Annotated in this window: 20 protein-coding genes and 1 pseudogene; 11 read left to right on the forward strand and 10 right to left on the reverse strand. The window is 64.7% G+C overall.

Annotated features, from left to right (window positions below; all coding sequences use genetic code 11):
- The first annotated feature begins 18 nt into the window (after nucleotides 1-18).
- Nucleotides 19-1,233 carry a glycoside hydrolase family 18 protein gene (locus tag E4L98_RS23475; protein ID WP_229257534.1) on the forward strand — a complete coding sequence of 405 codons (1,215 nt, stop codon included), beginning with the start codon at nucleotides 19-21 and terminating at the stop codon, nucleotides 1,231-1,233.
- Nucleotides 1,234-1,270: 37 nt separating this feature from the next.
- Here the strand turns inward: E4L98_RS23475 and E4L98_RS23480 are convergent, their stop codons facing one another.
- The 7 genes from E4L98_RS23480 to E4L98_RS23510 all read right to left on the reverse strand — a co-directional run bounded on the left by E4L98_RS23480 (nucleotide 1,271) and on the right by E4L98_RS23510 (nucleotide 9,909).
- Nucleotides 1,271-2,581 carry a tetratricopeptide repeat protein gene (locus E4L98_RS23480; protein ID WP_135203958.1) on the reverse strand — a complete coding sequence of 437 codons (1,311 nt, stop codon included), beginning with the start codon at nucleotides 2,579-2,581 and terminating at the stop codon, nucleotides 1,271-1,273.
- 96 nt (nucleotides 2,582-2,677) lie between these two features.
- Nucleotides 2,678-3,982: an MFS transporter gene (locus tag E4L98_RS23485; protein ID WP_135203959.1), complete on the reverse strand. Its 1,305-nt coding sequence runs from the start codon at nucleotides 3,980-3,982 to the stop codon at nucleotides 2,678-2,680.
- Nucleotides 3,983-4,007: 25 nt separating this feature from the next.
- Nucleotides 4,008-5,498, reverse strand: coding sequence for a beta-N-acetylhexosaminidase (nagZ, locus tag E4L98_RS23490; protein ID WP_229257535.1), 1,491 nt, complete (start codon nucleotides 5,496-5,498; stop codon nucleotides 4,008-4,010).
- Nucleotides 5,499-5,579: 81 nt separating this feature from the next.
- Nucleotides 5,580-6,593, reverse strand: a complete 1,014-nt coding sequence (locus E4L98_RS23495) for an SIS domain-containing protein (RefSeq protein ID WP_135203979.1) — start codon at nucleotides 6,591-6,593, stop codon at nucleotides 5,580-5,582.
- A 5-nt stretch (nucleotides 6,594-6,598) separates the two neighbouring features.
- The gene (gene nagA, locus E4L98_RS23500; protein ID WP_135203960.1) at nucleotides 6,599-7,696 is read right to left on the reverse strand and encodes an N-acetylglucosamine-6-phosphate deacetylase; all 1,098 of its coding nucleotides are present in this window, start codon (nucleotides 7,694-7,696) and stop codon (nucleotides 6,599-6,601) included.
- The gene (locus E4L98_RS23505; protein WP_135203961.1) at nucleotides 7,693-8,583 is read right to left on the reverse strand and encodes a glucosamine kinase nucleotide-binding domain-containing protein; all 891 of its coding nucleotides are present in this window, start codon (nucleotides 8,581-8,583) and stop codon (nucleotides 7,693-7,695) included. Before E4L98_RS23505 ends, nagA begins: the two co-directional genes overlap by 4 nt.
- A 234-nt stretch (nucleotides 8,584-8,817) precedes the next feature.
- Nucleotides 8,818-9,909, reverse strand: a complete 1,092-nt coding sequence (locus tag E4L98_RS23510) for a GIN domain-containing protein (RefSeq protein WP_135203962.1) — start codon at nucleotides 9,907-9,909, stop codon at nucleotides 8,818-8,820.
- Between the two features lie 221 nt (nucleotides 9,910-10,130).
- On the opposite strand from E4L98_RS23510, the gene E4L98_RS23515 reads away from it, so the two are divergent.
- The 8 genes and pseudogenes from E4L98_RS23515 (at nucleotide 10,131) to bufB (ending at nucleotide 15,025) form a co-directional block, all read left to right on the forward strand.
- Nucleotides 10,131-10,316, forward strand: coding sequence for a hypothetical protein (locus tag E4L98_RS23515; protein WP_135203963.1), 186 nt, complete (start codon nucleotides 10,131-10,133; stop codon nucleotides 10,314-10,316).
- 29 nt (nucleotides 10,317-10,345) lie between these two features.
- Nucleotides 10,346-10,819 (forward strand): hypothetical protein, encoded by a 474-nt coding sequence (locus tag E4L98_RS23520; protein ID WP_229257536.1) that lies wholly within the window; start codon nucleotides 10,346-10,348, stop codon nucleotides 10,817-10,819.
- Nucleotides 10,820-10,845: 26 nt separating this feature from the next.
- Nucleotides 10,846-11,643, forward strand: a pseudogene (locus E4L98_RS23525) (ExeA family protein); the annotation flags it as partial.
- Nucleotides 11,644-11,910: 267 nt separating this feature from the next.
- Entirely contained in the window at nucleotides 11,911-12,096 is a 186-nt protein-coding gene (locus E4L98_RS23535; RefSeq protein WP_135203965.1) for a hypothetical protein, read from the forward strand.
- A 71-nt stretch (nucleotides 12,097-12,167) separates the two neighbouring features.
- Nucleotides 12,168-12,713, forward strand: coding sequence for a molybdopterin-guanine dinucleotide biosynthesis protein B (gene mobB, locus E4L98_RS23540; protein WP_135203966.1), 546 nt, complete (start codon nucleotides 12,168-12,170; stop codon nucleotides 12,711-12,713).
- Nucleotides 12,714-12,766: 53 nt separating this feature from the next.
- Nucleotides 12,767-12,958: a YjfB family protein gene (locus tag E4L98_RS23545; RefSeq protein WP_135203967.1), complete on the forward strand. Its 192-nt coding sequence runs from the start codon at nucleotides 12,767-12,769 to the stop codon at nucleotides 12,956-12,958.
- A gap of 150 nt (nucleotides 12,959-13,108) precedes the next feature.
- The gene (locus tag E4L98_RS23550; protein WP_135203968.1) at nucleotides 13,109-13,360 is read left to right on the forward strand and encodes a BufA1 family periplasmic bufferin-type metallophore; all 252 of its coding nucleotides are present in this window, start codon (nucleotides 13,109-13,111) and stop codon (nucleotides 13,358-13,360) included.
- 6 nt (nucleotides 13,361-13,366) lie between these two features.
- Complete coding sequence (gene bufB / locus E4L98_RS23555; protein WP_135203969.1) at nucleotides 13,367-15,025, forward strand: MNIO family bufferin maturase; 1,659 nt, start codon at nucleotides 13,367-13,369, stop codon at nucleotides 15,023-15,025.
- On the opposite strand, the gene E4L98_RS23560 is transcribed toward bufB, so the two are convergent.
- Both E4L98_RS23560 and E4L98_RS23565 read right to left on the reverse strand, forming a co-directional pair.
- Nucleotides 14,999-15,292 (reverse strand): DUF883 domain-containing protein, encoded by a 294-nt coding sequence (locus tag E4L98_RS23560; protein WP_135203970.1) that lies wholly within the window; start codon nucleotides 15,290-15,292, stop codon nucleotides 14,999-15,001. The two genes, bufB and E4L98_RS23560, sit on opposite strands and share 27 nt — an antisense overlap.
- A gap of 144 nt (nucleotides 15,293-15,436) precedes the next feature.
- The gene (locus tag E4L98_RS23565) at nucleotides 15,437-15,658 is read right to left on the reverse strand and encodes an RNA-binding S4 domain-containing protein (protein ID WP_135203971.1); all 222 of its coding nucleotides are present in this window, start codon (nucleotides 15,656-15,658) and stop codon (nucleotides 15,437-15,439) included.
- Nucleotides 15,659-15,846: 188 nt separating this feature from the next.
- On the opposite strand from E4L98_RS23565, the gene E4L98_RS23570 reads away from it, so the two are divergent.
- Nucleotides 15,847-16,740, forward strand: coding sequence for a hypothetical protein (locus E4L98_RS23570; RefSeq protein ID WP_135203972.1), 894 nt, complete (start codon nucleotides 15,847-15,849; stop codon nucleotides 16,738-16,740).
- On the opposite strand, the gene fumC is transcribed toward E4L98_RS23570, so the two are convergent.
- Nucleotides 16,741-18,138, reverse strand: coding sequence for a class II fumarate hydratase (gene fumC, locus E4L98_RS23575; protein ID WP_135203973.1), 1,398 nt, complete (start codon nucleotides 18,136-18,138; stop codon nucleotides 16,741-16,743). It abuts the gene before it with no gap.
- Nucleotides 18,139-18,310: 172 nt separating this feature from the next.
- On the opposite strand from fumC, the gene E4L98_RS23580 reads away from it, so the two are divergent.
- On the forward strand, nucleotides 18,311-18,739 hold a 429-nt coding region (locus E4L98_RS23580; RefSeq protein WP_371857279.1), incomplete at its 3' end, for a type IV pilus assembly protein FimV.

The raw sequence follows: 18,739 nt of genomic DNA on the forward strand, positions 1-18,739 counted from the left end.
CTACTAATGACCGCGGCCATGATGGCCGCGCTGCCGGCGATGGCGACCGAAGTCGTCGGCTACTATCCGGGCTGGAAGCACGAGGCCTATCCGGTCAGCGCGGCCAACATCGGCGCCGACAAGCTGACCATGGCGCTGTATGCCTTCGTCGATCTGTGCTGGGAGGGCAAGCATGGCAATGCCGAGCCTTCGGTGAACTTCGTGGCCGCCTGCCAGGAGCCGCTCAATGGCGCGCTGGCCTGGCGCGACGAGGCGGAAGACGGCGCCAATCTGCGTGCGCTGGTGGCGCTGAAGAAGACCAATCCCCAATTCAAGGTGGTGATCTCGGTCGGCGGGTGGGACTGGTCGAACCGTTTCTCCAACGTGGCAGACTCGCCGCGGGCGCGCGCGAACTTCATCGCGTCGACGCTGAAGGCGATACGCAAATACGGGCTGGATGGCGTGGACCTCGACTGGGAATTTCCGGGCGAGGTCGGCGTGCCCTGCATCGTGGGCGAGGTATGCGCACGGCCGCAGGACCGGCAAAACTTCGTCACCTGGGCGCGCGAGATTCGCGCGGCCTTCGACCAGGCCGGCAAGGAGGATGGCAGGCATTATCTGGTCACCATCGCGGCCGGCGCCAATGCCAGTTATACAGGCGATGGCGCGTGGGTGAAAGACATGTCGCAGAGCCTGGACTGGATCAATCTGATGGCTTACGACTTCCACGCGCCATGGGACAAATTGAGCGGCCACCATGCGGCCCTGTACGCCGACGCGAAGGATCCGGCGACCGCCGCCGGCGCCTACGACTCGGCGGCGGTGCAGCGTTACCTGGCGGCCGGCGTCAGCAAGGATAAGCTGGTGCTGGGCGTGCCGTTCTACGGGCATGGCTGGAAGGGCTGTGCGCCCGGCCCGCAGGGCGATGGACAGTACCAGCCGTGCAACGGCGGCACCACCAGCGGCTTCAATGGCGGCAGCTTCTACGGTTTCAGCCTGCTGCGCAAGCTGGGCATGCTGACGCCATCGTTCGAAGGCGGCAATGGCTACAAGCGATACTGGAACGAGGCGGCGCGCGTGCCGTATCTGTACAGCGCCAAAGAGCAGGTGTGGATCACGTACGAGGATCCGGCTTCGCTAAAGGAAAAGGCCCGCTACATCAAGCAGCAGGGCCTGCGTGGGGCAATGTTCTGGGAGTTGAGCGCCGACGGCGAACATCAGCTTTTGAACACGCTGTCGGAAGCGATGAAGTAAAAAAAAGCCAGCTTGTATTTAAGCTGGCTTTTTCAGATTACTTGGCTTCAGCGGCTGCCGGCGCGACTTTCGGGCCGGTCTGGTACATGATCCAGTAGCGGGCCAGATCGCCGCGACCGTCGTTGCCGGTCACGGTCTTCAGCAGCTCAACCGATTCGTCCTTTTTGCCGGCCATGGCCAGCGCATAGCCCAGACGCAGCTTGGCGTCTTCAGGATTCTTCGACACGCCTTTGGCGATACCTTGCTTCATCAGGTCGATGCCCTTGTCGAACTGGCCCAGGGTCACGTAGTTGTAGCCCAGGTTGACCAGGCCGACGCCGTCTTTCGACTTCTGCGCGGCGGCGATGCCGCTGTCGATGTTTTTCGCATCGTCAGCCGCGCCCTTGTTGGCGCTGGCGCGAATCTTTTCCAGTGCGGCCTTGTCCTTACCGGCCGGGATGCCGTTCGGGTAGCCCTTGTCCATGGCGATCTTCGCTTCGGTGAAGAAGCCGCCCAGCACGGCCAGTTCGGCCTGTTCGGCGTAATCTTCAGGCTCCATCTTCGACGGCACGATCACCGCCTTGATACGTACCAGGTCCAGGTCGAAGCGGTTGGAATAGGTCTTCTTGCCGCGGGTGCGGTTCAGCAGATCGTTCCAGTAGTCTTCGGTCGGGTAGTAGCGCGCCAGTTCTTCCACAGCCTGCAGATACAGTTCGGTATCCTTGGTCTTGATGCCGACGTTGCCCAGCAGGTTCAGTTCATCCTTGGACGGCGCGGTGCCCGCAGCCTTGGCGGCTTCGATATCCTTCAGCACTTCGGTCTTGGTGGCGGCGAAGTCGTTTTTCAGGAAGTAGGAGCGCACGATGTACTGGCGCTGCTTGTTCTTGTCGCCCGATTCGGTGCCATAACGCTCGAACCAGGTGATGGCCTTGTCGTAGTCTTTCAGGTTGCTGTAGTAGATGCCGGCCACCGCGTCGATGAAGCGCAGTTTGTCTTCAGGCTTCAGACGGCCCGAATCGATCATCGCCTGCAGGCCTTTCAGGGTCAGTTCCTGGTTGCCCGACGCCTGGCCCAGTTGCACGCGCATCTGGTTCAGGATGAAGTCTTCGTACGGCGTCAGGTTCGGCATCGCCGCTGCCTGGTCGATGCGGCTCTGGAATTCGGTGTAATTCTTGGCGTCCAGCAGTGGCTTGGTCTGCGCGGGGTCGATCAGTTTGTAGATTTCAGGACGTACGGTGTCTTTTGGCGGTTCGGCCGCCTTCTTCTCTTCCGCCGCTTGAACAGGGGCCATGCCCAGCATGGCTGGCGCGGCGTTCAGGCCGATCGCGGCCAGGAGCAGGGTGATACGGGCAAGACGATTATGGGACATGGCTATCCTTCTCAGACAGGTAAGAATGTAAACCCGCGTATTGTTACACAAAATCGGCGGAAACTCCGAATTCAAATGTGCTGCGGTGCAGTGTACTCAGACCACCTGTTCGGCCCGTGCGCTCTCCGGCGTTTTCGCTTGCGCCTGCGGGCGCGCGGTCATCGGAATGATCTGCGACAGCACCGCCACCGGGATCGCCGACAGCATCACCCAGATGAAGAAATGCTGGTAGCCCAGCGCGATCTGGATATCGCCGCTGAACAATTTGAACAGCACGAAGCCCAGCTGCATGATGCCGGTGGCGAAGGCGTAGTGCGCGGTCTGGTATTTGCCCGGCGCGACCACCTGCATCATGTACAGGATCAGGCCCACGAAGCCGAAGCCGTAGCCGAACATTTCCACGCTCAGGGCGGTGGCGATCACCGACAGGTCGGTGGGCTGGAAGGCGGACAGCAGATAGAAGGCGATGTTCGGCAGGTTCACCGCCAGGATCAGCCACAGGATGGCGCGCTTGAGGCTCAGCCACGAGGTGAAGTAGCCGCCGGCGATGGAGCCGACCAGGAAGGCCACGGTGCCGACGGTGCCGTACACCGCGCCCACTTCGGCCGTGGTCAGACCGAGGCCGCCGAGGTTGCGCGCCTCGCGCAGGAACAGCGGGCCGATCGACTGCACCTGCGCCTCGCCGGCGCGGAACAGGATGATGAACACGATCGAAACCCAGATGCCGGGCTTGCGGAAGAATTCGACGATCACTTCCGCAAGCGTGCGGGCGATGGCGGCGGCATTGGTGTCGGCACTGACGGTGTTCTTTGCCAGCGGCAGGGACCAGCTGTTATAAAGGCCCAGGCCCACCATCAGCGCGCCCAGGATGCAGAAGCAAATGGTCCATGCCGGCACCACGCCCATGGTCTTCTCGAAGTGCCCGGCCAGCAGCAGCAGCGCGCCGGTGGTGAAGAATTTGGCGGCGTTGAAGAAGGTGCCGGTCCAGCCGGCATATTTCGCCTGTCCCTTTTCATCGAGACTGGTGATGTACAAGCCATCGCAGGCGATATCGTGGGTGGCGGCGGAGATGCCGACCAGCGCCAGCATCGCCATCGCCGCCGCGAACCAGAACGGCGCCTGCAAAGCCAGCGCCACCCCGCCCAGGCACAAGCCGCCGAAGATCTGGAAGAACACCACCACCAGCTTTTTGCTGCTGGCCAGTTCCAGGAAGGGGCTCCACAGCGGTTTGAACACCCAGGCGAAGCCGATCAGGCCAGTCCAGTGATTCAGTTCGTCGTTGGGGACGCCCATGCTCTTCAACATCTGGTTGGCGACGATGGCCACCGCGAAGAATGGCAGGCCTTGCGCCAGGTACAGGCTGGGCACCCAGAGTTTCGGATTGCGGATGTGCTCTTTCATTTTTATCTGTCTCCCGCGCGTGCTTTTATTCGAAACCGGGTACCGGTGCTTTGCCGCTGGCTTGGAGTTCGCCGCTCAGCCAGGCGTTGATCGCGTCCAGCGCCGGCTGGGCGAAGCCGTAGGTCATCAGCGCCGGCGCCTGGATGTCCAGCGCCTGATACGGATTCCACAGCGCCAGGTGCAGGTCGGGACGCCAGGTGCCGCGCGCATGTTCGCCGTAGCGCAGACGCGAAGTGGAAGCCAGCAGGGTGTAGCGGCCATCCTGCGGCAGCGCGTTCCAGTCGAAACTGTCGGCGTCGTCGTAGGTGACCAGGTCGACGTCATACAGCTTGCCCAGCGATGCGGCCACCACGGCGGCCGGCACACCGGCTTCCGAGACGCCGTCGCTGACCACGTCCTGGCGCGCGACCAGACGCACCCTGGCGCCGGCGGCGGGACGCTGCGGCGTACCGTAGGTGGTCAGGCTGCGGCGCCAGCCTTCGGCCATGATCGCGCGGTCGGCCGCGTCTTCCTTGTATGAGCGCGGCTTGCACGGATAGGCGCGCGCCAGCGACGACAGGCGCGCCAGGCGAACATCGATTTCCGCCTGCGACAGTTCGCCCGAGGCGATGGCGGCGGCGATGGCATCCAGCGTTTCGTTCTGCGTTTCTGTGGTGCCCAGCGCCATCACCATGTCCGCGCCGGCGGTCAGCGCGCGCACGGCGGCGTTGCCGACGCCATAGCGGCCGGCGATGGCGTGCATGTCCATGCCATCGGTGATGATGATGCCCTTGTATTCCCACTCTTCGCGCAGCAGGTCGTTGAGGATGCGGCGCGACATCGTGGCCGGGTTGTCCGCGTCCAGCGTCGGGTAGACGATATGGGCAGTCATCATGGCCGGTGCGGCGCCGGAGGCCATGCGGAACGGCGCCAGTTCCAGCCGGTTCAGTTCATCCACCGGCTTGTCCACTGTTGGCAGGTCGCGGTGCGAATCGACGCTGGTGTCGCCGTGGCCGGGGAAGTGCTTGACGCAGCAGGCCACGCCTTCCGCGTGGCTGCCGGCCATCCAGGCCATCGCCAGTTCGGCCGCACGCCGCGGCTCGGCGCCAAACGAGCGTTCGGCGATCACCGGATTGTGCGGATTGTTGTTCAGGTCCAGCACCGGAGCGAAGTTCCAGTTGAAGCCCAATGCCTTGACCGCGCGCGCCACGGCGGCGCCGGTGCGGTAGGCCAGGTCGGCGTCGTCGGCCGCGCCCAGGCCCATGGCGGCCGGCGGCGCCGGCACCCAGGTCGAACGCACCACGGCGCCGCCTTCCTGGTCGATGGCGATCAGCGCGTCCTGGCCCATGACATCGCGCAGATCGGCGGTGAGCTTGGCCAGCTGTTCGGAATCGGTCATGTTGCCGCGGAACAGGCAGACGGCGCGGATGCCGTTCGCTTTCAGGAAGTCCGCGGTGGCCGCGTCCAGCACCGTGCCGGGGAAGCGGATCATGATCAGCTGGCCGGCAATTTTTCTGTGGTCGTTATGGGTGGTCATTGCACTGCTCCGAATAGGAAGACAGCCAGCGTGGACCGGGCCAGGCTGGCTGTGACTGGCGATGTTATCTCGCGCTCAAACTTAGTTGGTCTTGGTGACTTTGCTCAGGTGACGCGGCTGGTCCGGGTCCATGCCGCGCGCGGCCGACAGTTCCGCCGCCATCTTGTAGAAGGCCTGGATCGCCACGATGGGATCGAGATCCGGCGTCGCCGCGGTGGGCAGGGTCAGATCGCGTTCGGCCACGTCGGCCGGCGCGGCCAGCAGCACGCGCGCGCCGCGGCCGCGCATTTCGCTGGCCAGCGCCAGCAGGCTGGCCTGGGTCGGACCGCGGGTGGCGAAGATCACCAGCGGATAGCCTTCCTCGATCAGCGCCATCGGACCATGCTTGATTTCCGCGCCGCTGAAGGCTTCCGCCTGCAGTGCCGAGGTTTCCTTGAATTTCAGCGACGCTTCCAGCGCCACCGGGAAGCTGATGCCGCGGCCGACCACCATGATGTTGCGGGCCGGCGCCAGCACTTCGATGGCGGGCGACCAGTCTTCAGCGGCGGCTGCGCGCAGCGATTCGGGCAGCGCCTGCAGGCCGGCCAGCAGTTCCGGATCGTTCTGCCATGCGGCCACCAGGCGCGCGCCGGCCACCAGGCTGGTGATGAAGCTCTTGGTGGCGGCCACGCTCTGCTCCTTGCCGGCGCGCAGCGGCATCGCCCATTCGGCGGCGTGGGCCAGCGGCGAATCGATGTCGTTGACCAGCGCGATGGTGGTGGCGCCGCCGTCGCGGAAGTATTTGATCGGCTCGACCACGTCCGGGCTCTGGCCCGATTGCGACACCGAGATCGCCAGCGTGTCGCGCGTGATCAGCGGCGATTTGTTCAGCGTCACCAGCGACATCGGCAGCGAGGCCACCACGCGGCCCAGGCGCGCCATGATCAGGTAGGCGACGTAGGCGCAGGCGTGGTCGGAGCTGCCGCGCGCGATGGTCAGCGCGGTCGAGAAGGACGTGCTCCTCAATTTGCGGCCCAGTTCCGCGTAACGGTCGCCATCGTGCGCCAGTTGCTCGGCGACGCAATCAGCGGCGGACAGGGCTTCTTTCAACATCATTGAGGTCACAGCAGTTCTCCTTCGATATAGACGGCTTGCAGGTTCAGGTCACGGTCGAGCACCACCAAGTCGGCGCAGGCGCCGGCGGCCAGGCGGCCGCGCTCCGGCAGGCCGAGATAATCGGCCGCGTAGGTTGAGACCCGTGCCGAGGCATCCGCCAGCGTCAGGCCGAGTCCGACCAGGTTGCGCAGCGCCTGGTCCATGGTGAGGGTGCTGCCGGCCAGCGTGCCGTCGGGCAGGCGCACGCCGCCCATGCACTTCATGACGGTGTGGCGGCCCAGCATGTACTCGCCGTCCGGCATGCCGGTGGCGGAGGTCGAGTCGGTCACGCAGTACAGATGCGGGATGCAGCGCAGCGCGGTACGGATCGCGCCCGGATGCACGTGCAGCAGGTCGGGGATCAGTTCCGCGTAGCGCGCATGCGCCAGCGCGGCGCCGACCATGCCGGGCTCGCGGTGATGCAGGCCGGTCATGGCGTTGAACAGATGGGTGAAGCCGTGGGCGCCGTGATTCAGCGCGGCCACGCCGTCCTCGTAGCTGCCCAGCGTGTGGCCGATCTGCACGCGCATGCCGGCGTCCGACAATTCCCGCACCAGCTCCAGGTGGCCGGCGATTTCCGGCGCCACGGTGATCAGTTTGAGCGGCGCCAGTTCTTCCAGCTTGCGCACGTCGGCCAGCTTGGCGGAGCGCGCGAACGGCGGCTGCGCACCGAGCTTGCCGGAGTTGATGAACGGGCCTTCCAGGTGCGCGCCCAGCACGCGCGCCTCGCCCTTGCCGCGCTGGGCGGCGGCGGCGCCGATGCCCTTGAGCGCCAGGTCGATATCTTCCGGCGGCGCGGTCATGGTGGTGGCCAGCATGCTGGTGGTGCCGTGTTTCGCGTGCACCGCCGCGATGGTGCGCACCGCGTCGCCGCCTTCCATCACATCCCGGCCGCCGCCGCCGTGCACGTGCAGGTCGATAAAGCCGGGCAGGATATACACATCCTGATTCAGCGCCGGATCGGCGCCGCGGCCGCGGATGGCGGCGATGCGGTCGCCGAACGCGATCTCGCCGTGGACCCAGCCTTCGGGTGTCAGGATATTGCCTTTGATTGCATCGCTCATCTGCGCGGCTCCGCTTGCGAATTCTTTGAACGTTGTTGGATCAGACGCAGGCCGCCGGCCGCCGAATCGCCGCGCGCCTGCACCAGGCGCTGCAGCACCGACGCCGGCAGGTAGGGGCGCATGGGCGCGGCCAGTCCGCCGCACAGCGCCACCGGCAGCTTGCCGCCGCGGTCCAGCGCATTTGCCATCAGCTCCACCTGTTTGCCGGCTTCGGTCAGGATGGCGCGCGCGGTGTCGTTGCGGTCGCCATGCTGCAGCACGATGCGCGCCAGCTGCGCATAAGCGGTCTGTGTGGCTTGCGCCAGCCAGTCCTGGATCGCCTTGCGCTCGCCGCCGCAGGCGTTGGCGACGTCGGTGGCGAAAGCGTTGGCCGCCACGCGGCCGTCGAGTACCTGCTGCACATGATTGATGGCGCGCAGGCCCATCCAGGCGCCGCTGGCCTCATCGCCGGCCGGGAAGCCCCAGCCGCCGACTTCCACATGGCTGCCGTCGGCCAGCTTGATCTCGCCGACGCTGCCGGTACCCAGCGCGATGATCACGCCCGGTTCGCCGCCATGGGCGCCCAGTACGGTGGTATGGCCATCGCTTTCCAGCGCCACTTGTGCGTAGCCGGGATTGGCGGCGACGAACTCCGCCGCCCAGGTCTTGTTGTGCACGCCGGCCAGGCCGAGGCCGATGGCGACGCGCTGCTTGTCGGGGAAGGGCAGGCCGGCGGCGCGAAAGGCCTGCGCGGCGGCGTCTTCGACCGCCTGCCAGGCGTTGGCGATGCCGTGCATCAGACCGGAAGGACCGCTGGCGCCTTCGCCGATTTCCACGCCGTCGGCGCGCGCCAGGCGCACCCGGGTACCGCTACCGCCGCCGTCAACGCCGATGAAAAATTCGATCATGAGTGTGAGAGAAAGCCAGGGCCGGGATGGCCCGCGTTGAGGCACTATAGGGTTGGCAAACCAGCTTGTCAACAGGTATTTAACTGGTATTAAAAAATATTGAAGTGGACTGCGCTTGTCTTGTTGGAATGGTTTTCCAAGTACTTGTTTTTACTGGCAAAAAACAAAAAATCCCGCCGAGGCGGGATGTGTGGTTTTTGCATGCCACTTTGTAACGCAGGCGGCACTCCAGGCTCAGCGGCGGTAGGTGACGAGGTGGGAGGCGGTGTAGTTGGCGTTGTCGGCAATGGCGACGGTGGCATTGCCGGGACCGCGCACGGTGACCTCGCTCTGGCGCGTGCACAGCTGGCGCGCGTCGAGGTCGCCCGGACCGCTGATCAGCGCGCTGAGGCTGCCGGTGGTGCCGCTCAGGGTCATGTTGCCCGGACCGCTCAGGCTGGCCCGCACGCTTTGCGCCTGCAGGCCCTTCACCGTCAGGTCGCCGCTGCCATGGACTTCGGCGTCGAGCTTTTTGATGGCGCCGGCCAGGCAGGCGTCGCCGGGCCCGTGCAGGATGGCGCTGGCCGCTTCCGCCTGCAGGCCGCAGGCCGACAGGTCGCCCGAGCCGCTGACTTCGGCCCGGATTTCGCGCGCGCTGCCCTGCAGGTCCACCGAGCCTGGCCCGTGCAGCGAGGCATTCACGCGGCCGGCGTGGATGTCGGTGATGTCGAGGTCGCCGGGGCCGTTGACCACCAGGTTGAGGTCGCTGCTGACGCCGCTGGCGCTGACGTCGCCCGGTCCGCTCATTTGCAGGTTCAGGTTGCCGCTGTGCAGGGCGCGCAGGTCGAGGTCGCCGGGGCCGTTGGCGGTCACCGTCAGATCCTCGACTTTGCCGCTGGCGGTCAGGTCGCCGGGGCCGTCGGAAATCAGCGTCAATTGCCGGCCCTGGAAGTGCTGCAGCTCGACGTCGCCGCTGCCGGCGTTGCGCAGGCTGTTCAGCTGGGCGGCGTTGATGCGCACGGTCAGCGGCTTCTTGTCCTTGCCCCAGCTGAAGTTGAAGCTCCAGCCCTCCTTGCCGCGCGGCTGGCGCACGGTCAGGGTGTCGCCGCTGACGCTGGTCTCAATCTCGGCCATGCGTCGCTTGAGGCCGCTCAATTCGACGCTGTCCTTGCCGGCGTCGTTGGTGACGATCACGTGGAAGGGGCCGATCAGGTTGATCTTGCTGAAGGCGGCGACGCTGCGCGTCTCGCTGCCGTAGCTGTCATCTTGCGAGGCGCCGGCGTGGCTGGCGCCCGTGGCCAGCACGGCCAGCAGGGCCGCGGTGGCGAAGGCGGAAGGCTGCTTCATCTTGGTCTCTTTATGGAAGTGGTGGAGGAGTCGCAATACCTGGACGATATGACAAACCCCGCCGCCTGTCGTCCGCCGTGGGATGGAGCTGCGGATTGATGGGATCAGCTGCAAAAAAACGGGTCTGAAACGTTTGTGTGGCGTGGCGCGCAAGTGTGGTGTCATAATGGACGCACAGGATAGGTCGCCGGAAAACGCTTGCGCAGCTAAAGGGAGCGCACATGATCAAGTACATGGGGACGAAAAATACGCCCGACGGTGCGGTACTGTATCTTTTTTTGATTAACGGTCAGCACAAGGAAATCAGGGAGCATGCCTTGAAACAATATCCAGGCTGCTACGAAGCCCTGCCGGCCACGGCCAAGGCGCGCATCAGCGCCAACCGGGCCTGGCTGTCCAAGACATAATGCGGGCGCGTCTCGTTTTGGGCGGCGCCATGCTGGCGCTTGCCTGTGGTTGGACGGCGGCGCAATCGGTGCCCACCACCTTCGGCACCATCATCGGCAACGGCCTGCTGTGCCGTGATCATACCGATAACATCTATTACTACAATTATCTGCTCAAGCATTTCGGCGCCGCCTACAAGCACGAGGGCGGTGCGTTCTGGTTCCGCACCGCCGGCGCCACGCTGTGGGGCAAGACGATTCCCGAGGTGATGGTCAGCGACGATACCAGCACCTTCATCTTTGTCGGCGCGGTGGCCGAGGCCACGCCGGAGGAACTGGAGAAGGCCATCATCGAGCAGACCGGCACGCATTACGCGGTGATCGATACCTCGGCCTATCCGGTACGCGAGGCCAAGCCGGCCAGCCGCATCGTGTATTTCGACCTGCGGTCCAAGATTTATTGCGCGAAGTACAAGCCGCTGCCGCCGGTGCCGCCGCCGCCGGTGCGACAGCAGCTAAAATAGGGGACTGCGCATTCCCCAGGGCTTACATGTACACGCAATTTTTCAATCTGAAGCAGTCGCCGTTCTCCATCGCGCCCGACCCGCGTTACCTGTTCATGAGCGAGCGCCATCGCGAGGCGCTGGCGCATCTGTTGTACGGCATCGGCAGCGGCGGCGGCTTCGTGCTGCTGACCGGCGAGATCGGCGCCGGCAAGACCACGGTGTGCCGCTGCTTCATGGAGCAGATCCCCGAGAATTGCAAGCTGGGCTATATCTTCAATCCCAAGCTGTCGGTGGAGGAATTGCTGCTGTCGATCTGCGACGAGTTCGGCATCGACCTGCCGCCGCAGGGCGCCGGGCCGGTCAGCGTCAAGACCTATGTGGATGCGATCAATGCCTATCTGTTGGCCAGCCACGCGCAGGGACGCAACAATGTGCTGATCATCGATGAGGCGCAAAACCTGTCGGCCGAGGTGCTGGAGCAGTTGCGTCTGCTGACCAATCTGGAGACCAGTGAGCGCAAGCTGTTGCAGATCATTCTGATCGGCCAGCCGGAGCTGCGCGCTATCCTGGCGCGGCCCGAGCTGGAACAGCTGGCGCAGCGGGTGATCGCGCGCTATCACCTGGGCTCGCTGTCCGAGGCCGAGACCGGCACCTATATCGAGCACCGGCTGGCGGTCGCCGGCGCGGCGGCGATCGCGCCGTTTCCGCGCAAGCTGATGGGGCTGGTGCACAGGCTGACCAAGGGCGTGCCGCGGCGTATCAATCTGCTGTGCGACCGCGCGCTGCTGGGGGCGTACGTGGAGAATCAGCCTCAGGTGTCGGGCCAATTTGCGCGACCTGCCCGAACCCATCCAGCGCGCGGTGCCCCCGATCGCGATGGGCGGCTATATCTATTCCAAAAATCCGGCCGATCGCGTGCTGCTGATCGACAAGGTCTTGCGCCACGAGGGCGAGGAAGTCGCCCCCGGGCTGCTCCTGGAAAAGCTGCAACCCAAGGAGGCGGTATTCAGCTTCAAGGGCTACCGCTACCGCGTCCCGTATTGAACTGTAACGTGCATGTAATGAAAAAATGATATTTTTCCATCATTGTCAGCTTGCATGGAGATATCATGAAACATCTGAAGTTGTTGCCTTTTCTCATCGCCGCCTCGTTCTATGTGCCGCGTGCCCACGCCGCCGAAGCGGTGACCCAGGCCGAGCCGGGCAGCCTGACCACGGCGCTGGTCTGCCTGGGCCTGGTACTGTTCGCCGGCGCCCGCGGCCACCGCGCTCCGGTCATCCAGCCGCAGGAATAAGCGGCCTGCTGCACCGTCAAATCTTGCTGCGTATAATGTCGGGCAATGTGATGGTGTAGAAAGGCAAGACAATGCATGAAGTCAGTCCCGCGCAGGCGCGCACCGTGTTGGGCGTGGTGGGAACCTCCGGCAGCGGCAAGACCACGCTGCTGGAATTTCTGATCGCCCAGCTGGCGCAGCAGGGGCGCAAGGTCAACGTCATCAAGCACAGCCACCACGATCTGGAACTGGAACCGCCCCGCAAGGACAGTGCCCGTTTGCGCATGGCCGGCGCGGCCGAAGTAATGGTGGCGTCGCCGTTTCGCGTCGCCATCATCAAGGAGCTGCGCGGCGCACCGGAACCGTCGCTGGATGAGCAACTGTCGCGCCTGTCGCCGGCCGATCTGACGTTGTTGGAAGGCTTCAAGTCATATCCTATCGATAAACTGGAAGTCTACCGGCAGGAAGCGGGCAAGCCGCCGCTGTATCCTGATGACGAGCACGTGATTGCGGTGGCGTCCGATCAGCCGCGTCCGGACGGTCTGCGCGCCAGCGTGACCTGGCTGGACCTGAATCAGCCGCTGGCTGTGCTGGCCTGGCTGAATACACATCTGAAAAAAAATTCAGAAAAAGCCTAAAGTTCCTGCTGACGCTGTCGTAAATGAGGTGATACGCCTTAATGGAGGTTCACATGGACGTGACCGGTATTGCCCAGACTGCAACAACGATTGCCGATACGGGCACCAAGCAAGCGGTTGGCATTGCAGTGTTGAAAAAAGCCCAGGACATCCAGGCGTCCAGCGCTTCGGCCCTGATTGAAGCGATTCCGCCTGTGCCAAATCTGCCCTCCCATCTGGGCAACACCATCAATACCAAGGCTTGATGCCCCCGCTGCGGCCATTGCCGCAGCCCTCTCGCGCGCGCCGGCCGGTGCGCGGCGCTTGCGCGCACTGATTTCCTCCTCTCCGACAGGTGCATAACGGCGCTATTGCTGATACGCTGCGTGTGCTTACACTTTTTCTGAGGAGATACCATGAATAAACGTCACGCTCTGATCGCCGCCGCGCTGGCAACCGTCTGCGCCGCCCAGGCCGGAACCGCCGCCGCGGCCGCCGAGCAGGAAAAATGCTACGGCGTGGCCAAGGCCGGCCAGAACGATTGCGCCACGGGCGGCCATTCCTGCTCCGGTCAGGCCAAGACCGACAACGGCGCCGACGAGTGGAAGATGGTGGCCAAGGGCACCTGCGAAAAGGTCGGCGGCAAGACCACGCCACCGAAGAAGTAAGCTGCGATGGCGTCCGCCGGACCGGGCCTGGGTGTCGGCGTCGGCCTGCGGGCGCCGCATTACCGGCAGTTCCTCGAGCATAAGCCGCGCGTCGGCTGGCTGGAGGTGCACACCGAAAACTATCTGGATCAAGGCGGTTGGGACTGGCACGTGCTGGAACAGCTGCGCCGCGACTATCCGATCAGTCTGCATGGCGTGGGGCTGGGACTGGGTTCGGCACGCGGCTTTTCCGAAACTCACCTGCGACGCGTGCGCGACCTGGCGGCGCGTATCGAACCGGCGCTGGTGTCCGAGCATCTGTGCTGGGGTGCGGTGGCCGACCGGCAACTCAACGATCTGCTGCCACTGACATTGGATGACGCGGCGCTGGCGTTGATGTGCGACCGCGTTCAGCGCGTGCAGGAGCTGCTGCAAAGGCAGCTTCTGCTGGAAAATGTCTCAACTTACATCCGTTTTCGCGCCGATTCGATGACCGAGGCGGAATTCATGGCGGCGCTGGCGGCGCGTACAGGCTGTGGGTTGCTGTTGGATATCAATAATTTGTACGTCAACCAGTGCAATCACGGCGAAGATGCGCTGGCTGCCATGGCGGCGATCGCGCCGGGTTCGGTGGGCGAAATGCACCTCGCCGGACATTTGCGAACGCCGCAAGCGGTGATCGATCATCATGGCGACCGCGTCGCGCCACCGGTATGGGACTTGTATGGAGCGGCGTTGCGGCGCTTTGGCGCAGTGCCGACCCTGATCGAGTGGGACACCGATATCCCTTCTTTGGATGTGTTGCTGGACGAAGCCGGCCAGGCGGCGCAACGGCATGCGCGCCACGCCGAAACCGGTACGCGACCGCATGGGCCGGCCATAGCCCACCTGACGGGGCGGCGCGATGCCGGTATCAGTGTCATGGAACTGGCGGCGCTGCAACAACAATTCGCCGACGCGCTAATTGATGCCGGGCAGACGTCTGCCGCAGTCGGACGATGCAAATCCGCTCACGCAGACCACCGGTTTGCGCTATATCGCGGCAATATGACGTCAACATGGGTAAAAACGCTGTCTTCCGCGTACCCGGTTGTGCGGGAGCTGGTCGGCGACGAATTTCTTGCCGGACTGGCGCGCGCGTACGGCCGCGCCATTCCGGCCGATAATCCCGATTTGAATCGGTTTGGCGCGGGTTTCGCCGATTTTCTGCGCAGTTTCGAGGCTGCTGCCGATTTACCGTATCTGCCCGACATGGCGGCGCTGGAGTGGGCACTGCACCGCGCGCATTACGCACCCTCGACGCCGGCGCTGGATGCGCAACGGCTCGCATCGATTGCGCCGGACGGACTGGAAGCATGCCGTTTCGCGCTGCACCCCGCCACCTGCCTGCTGGCCTCGGAATGGGCGGTTGTGCCGCTATGGCTGGCGCATCAGCCGTGCGGTCCGGCGTTTCCGGCTGAGATGGCGGCAGCCAGCCATGGGCTGGTGACGCGACCAGGCTGGCAGCCGCAACTGATGGCGTTGAATGCGGCCCAGCACGCCGCCCTGGCCGTGCTGGCATCGGGCGGCACCTTCGGCGCCGCGCTGGATGCGGCCTTTGGGCGCGATGAAAACTTCGACGTGGCGGCCAGCCTGCAACTGTGGCTGGCGCAGGGGGTATTAGCCGGCGCGGTGGAAGGCGCGTAACAGCCGTGCTTCGCCGCTCAGATCCTGGTGCAGGCGCGCGGCGGCCTCGGTCAGCTTGATCATGCGGTCGATCTGGATATCTTCGAAGCGCGCCAATTCCTCGGTGGCGGCCAGCAATGCCTGCGCCAGCTTGTCGCGCGCGGCCTGATAAGGTGCGCCGTGATACTGAACGGTATTCTTGAGCAGCTCCTCGGCGTTCTCGATCACCTGACGCAAGTCGTCCAGCAATCGTTCCTGGGTGGGGCTGACTGGTTCAGGACCGTCCATGACGTCGTTCCCTCGGTGTGACTGGTTGATAAAGCCGGCAATGCACTGGCCCACTATAACGGCCAGCCGGCGGACTGGATTGCGCGACATCAAACGCGCCCGGCCCAGCCTCCAGCTTATATCGTTGTTGCCAAAATGCAAGAGCTATTGTGCGGCTTCCACCGTGATGACCACGTCGCCCAGCGTCACGCGCTGGCCGGCGCGGATTTTCGCGGTCTTGCGCAGCTCCTGCTTGCCATCGACCTTGACGTCGCCGCTGGCCACGATCATCTTGCCGGCGCCACCGCTGTCGCACAGGCCAACCAGCTTCAAAAGCTGATTCAGCTCGACAAATTCCCCGTTCAGTTCGAAACTTACTTTCTGCATTTTATCCTCTGTTGCCATCATGTGAAATCGGCCCAGCTCTGCCATACGGCAGTGTAGCGGCATTCCGACAGGCGCGCAGTGTACCGCATGAAGCGAGTGGAATTCCGTTTACGGGGAGATAAAGAAGTTGATATTCTGTTTCCATGCGCCGCATGTCGCGGCACGGGATCAACGAAGCGAGCGGAACCATGAACAAGTTGACACTCGCATTGGCCACCATGGGGCTGATCGGCGACGCGGTCGCGGCCGATCCGCTCGCGGCCACCTTTCCCTACGATAAACCGGCCGCCAACGCCGCGCTGCTGTTTGACGCCAGCGACCGCCAGTCGGCGCTGGCCGACAGTCTGCAGAGCGCGGGCGCGCGGCGCTACAGCGCGTTTGCCGGCGCGCCGCAGCTGCATTTTGGCGCCTTGCCGGAAAACCAGTCGCTGCTCGATCCGCTGGGACCGCTGCTTAACGAGCACGGCAAGCGCTTCCTCAGCAGCGCGGAATTCAGCCGCAAGCTGGGCCGCGCCACCGGCATCCTGACCTTCGGCCTGCTGCGCGAAGCGGGTGGGGCGCCCGGCGAACAGCACAGTATGGCAATGATGCTCAACACGCGGCCGACCACCACCTTCACCTCGCTGTCGCTGGGCTATGCGCTGTCCGCGCGCAGCGCGCTGATGGCGATGGCCACTTATGGCAAGACCGAGGGCATCGGCAGCCCGGACAGCCTGCTGTCGCAGGTATCGGCGGTGCGCACCATGGCGTACAGCATGGGCTATGTGCGGCGCGGGATTTTTGCCAGCAGCGACCGGTTGGCGCTGACCTGGTCGATGCCGGCCAAGGTGCGCAGCGCCTACGACGCCAGCGGGCCGGCGCAGGCCGACGCGGCGGCGCCGTCGTACAGCGGCGTGCCGACCCTGAACCTGCGGCCGACCGCCACCGAGCGCGACACGGAATTGAGCTACACCCGCTTCTTCGGCCGCGATGGCAGCCGCGGCCGCCTGACTGGCGCCATCATGCTGCGCGTCAATCCCGGCCACGACGCCAACGCGCCGCCGGACTGGCTGACCGGCGTGCGTTACTCCTACGGCTTCTGATCAGCCCTTGGCACCCGGCCGGGTCATGGCCAGCGGCACGATCCACTGCTCGAACTGCTCGGCCGTGACGTAGCCCAGCGCCAACGCGGCTTCCTGCAGCGTGCTGCCTTCATGCTGTGCCTTCTTGGCGATCGATGCCGCCTTGTCGTAGCCGATGTGCGGCGCCAGCGCCGTTACCAGCATCAGCGAGCGCTCCATCAGTTCCTCGATGCGGCCGCGGTTCGGCTCGATGCCATGCACGCAATGTTCCTCGAAGCTGCGCATGCCGTCGGCCAGCAGGCGCGCACTTTGCAGGAAATTGTGCGCGATCATCGGCTTGTACACGTTCAGCTCGAAATTGCCGGAGGCGCCGCCCATGGTGATTGCCACATCGTTGCCGAACACCTGGCAGGACAGCATGGTCAGCGCCTCGCACTGGGTCGGATTGACCTTGCCCGGCATGATGGAGCTGCCCGGCTCGTTCTCGGGGATGGTGATTTCGCCCAGGCCGGAGCGCGGACCGGACGCCATCCAGCGCACGTCGTTGGCGATCTTCATCAGCGCGGCGGCCAGGGTTTTCAGCGCGCCGTGGGCGAACAGCAGGGCGTCGTGGCCGGCCAGCGCGGCGAACTTGTTGTCGGCGCTGCGGAACGGCAGCTGCAGCGCGTGCGCGAGTTCGGCCGCGATGCGGGTCGCATATTCGGGATGCGCGTTCAGTCCGGTGCCGACAGCGGTGCCGCCGGCGGCCAGCGCCAGCACGCCGGGCAGGGCGTTGTTGATCGCCTGCTCGGCGAAATCCAGGTGGGCGACGTAGCCGGAGAATTCCTGGCCCAGGGTCAGCGGGGTGGCGTCCTGCAAGTGGGTGCGGCCGATCTTGACGATATCGGTGAAGGCCTCGGACTTGGCCTGCAGGCTGTTGCGCAGCTGGTGCAGGGCCGGCAGCACGTTGTGCGCCAGCGCCTGCGCGGCGGCCACGTGGATCGCGGTCGGGAAGATGTCGTTGGACGACTGGCCCTTGTTGACATCGTCATTCGGGTGCAGCAACCGGCTCTCGCCGCGCACGCCGCCCATCAGCTCGGAGCCGCGGTTGGCCAGCACCTCGTTCATGTTCATATTGGACTGGGTGCCGGAGCCGGTCTGCCACACGGCCAGCGGAAATTCGCCGGGATGTTTGTCGGCCAGCACTTCGTCGGCGGCCTGGGTGATGGCAATGGCCTTGGGGCCGGGCAGCAGGCCCAGGTCGAGGTTGACGCGGGCGGCGGCGCGCTTGACGCTGGCCAGGGCATGGACCAGCTCGACCGGCATCTTCTCGGTGGAGATGCGGAAGTGTTCCAGCGAACGCTGGGTCTGCGCGCCCCACAACTGGGCGTCCGGTACATCGATCGGGCCGAAACTGTCACGTTCACTGCGGGTGCTCATGTTGAATCCTTTGATGAGAGTGATCGAATTAGTGTAGCGCAGATTGGAAAAATTGACCGAGGGCTACAAATCCGGGAAAAGCTGCCGTTATAGCTGTTACACTTTTGGGATGAGCATGTTGCACAAGCCACTTTTTTTACTCTGCGCCGGTGCTGCGCTGGCTGGGTCCGCGATGGCGGCCGAGCTGGGCGATATCGCGCCGCATTCGTATATCGGCCAGCCGTTGGTGGCCGATATCGACCTGGTGTCGCTGACGCCGGACGAGGTGGCGCAGGGCGTGCAGGCACGGCTGGCGATGGCCGATGTCTATCGCGGTGCGAATGTGATCATGAATCCGGCGCTCGCCACCGTCAAGCTGTCGGTGGTCAGACAAGGGCAGAAAACTTATCTGCATGTCACCACCACCCGACCGGTGGAGGCCGACTATGTCCACCTGTACGTGGAGATGGGGGCACCGGGCAAACCGGACGTGCGGCTGGCCACCATCTGGCTGCAGCGCGATCCGAATCCGGCGCCGCCGCCGGTGGCTCTGCCGTCGGCGGCGACGATGACGCCGGCGCAGGCGGAGCAGATCGCCGCGGAGGCACGGTCGGCGCGGGCC

The organism is Duganella callida (assembly GCF_004614165.1).
Lineage (GTDB): Bacteria > Pseudomonadota > Gammaproteobacteria > Burkholderiales > Burkholderiaceae_D > Rugamonas > Rugamonas callida.

Bases quoted from the DNA above. Each gene is read 5' to 3' on its own strand.
- bufB (WP_135203969.1), top strand. From the start codon at position 13,367: ATGGCGTCCGCCGGACCGGGCCTGGGTGTCGGCGTCGGCCTGCGGGCG.
- E4L98_RS23510 (WP_135203962.1), bottom strand. From the start codon at position 9,909: ATGAAGCAGCCTTCCGCCTTCGCCACCGCGGCCCTGCTGGCCGTGCTG.
- E4L98_RS23495 (WP_135203979.1), bottom strand. From the start codon at position 6,593: ATGATGTTGAAAGAAGCCCTGTCCGCCGCTGATTGCGTCGCCGAGCAA.
- E4L98_RS23560 (WP_135203970.1), bottom strand. From the start codon at position 15,292: ATGGACGGTCCTGAACCAGTCAGCCCCACCCAGGAACGATTGCTGGAC.
- E4L98_RS23505 (WP_135203961.1), bottom strand. From the start codon at position 8,583: ATGATCGAATTTTTCATCGGCGTTGACGGCGGCGGTAGCGGTACCCGG.
- E4L98_RS23550 (WP_135203968.1), top strand. From the start codon at position 13,109: ATGAATAAACGTCACGCTCTGATCGCCGCCGCGCTGGCAACCGTCTGC.
- E4L98_RS23545 (WP_135203967.1), top strand. From the start codon at position 12,767: ATGGACGTGACCGGTATTGCCCAGACTGCAACAACGATTGCCGATACG.
- E4L98_RS23535 (WP_135203965.1), top strand. From the start codon at position 11,911: ATGAAACATCTGAAGTTGTTGCCTTTTCTCATCGCCGCCTCGTTCTAT.
- nagA (WP_135203960.1), bottom strand. From the start codon at position 7,696: ATGAGCGATGCAATCAAAGGCAATATCCTGACACCCGAAGGCTGGGTC.
- nagZ (WP_229257535.1), bottom strand. From the start codon at position 5,498: ATGACCACCCATAACGACCACAGAAAAATTGCCGGCCAGCTGATCATG.
- fumC (WP_135203973.1), bottom strand. From the start codon at position 18,138: ATGAGCACCCGCAGTGAACGTGACAGTTTCGGCCCGATCGATGTACCG.
- E4L98_RS23515 (WP_135203963.1), top strand. From the start codon at position 10,131: ATGATCAAGTACATGGGGACGAAAAATACGCCCGACGGTGCGGTACTG.
- E4L98_RS23570 (WP_135203972.1), top strand. From the start codon at position 15,847: ATGAACAAGTTGACACTCGCATTGGCCACCATGGGGCTGATCGGCGAC.
- E4L98_RS23485 (WP_135203959.1), bottom strand. From the start codon at position 3,982: ATGAAAGAGCACATCCGCAATCCGAAACTCTGGGTGCCCAGCCTGTAC.
- E4L98_RS23565 (WP_135203971.1), bottom strand. From the start codon at position 15,658: ATGCAGAAAGTAAGTTTCGAACTGAACGGGGAATTTGTCGAGCTGAAT.
- mobB (WP_135203966.1), top strand. From the start codon at position 12,168: ATGCATGAAGTCAGTCCCGCGCAGGCGCGCACCGTGTTGGGCGTGGTG.
- E4L98_RS23520 (WP_229257536.1), top strand. From the start codon at position 10,346: ATGCTGGCGCTTGCCTGTGGTTGGACGGCGGCGCAATCGGTGCCCACC.
- E4L98_RS23480 (WP_135203958.1), bottom strand. From the start codon at position 2,581: ATGTCCCATAATCGTCTTGCCCGTATCACCCTGCTCCTGGCCGCGATC.
- E4L98_RS23475 (WP_229257534.1), top strand. From the start codon at position 19: ATGATGGCCGCGCTGCCGGCGATGGCGACCGAAGTCGTCGGCTACTAT.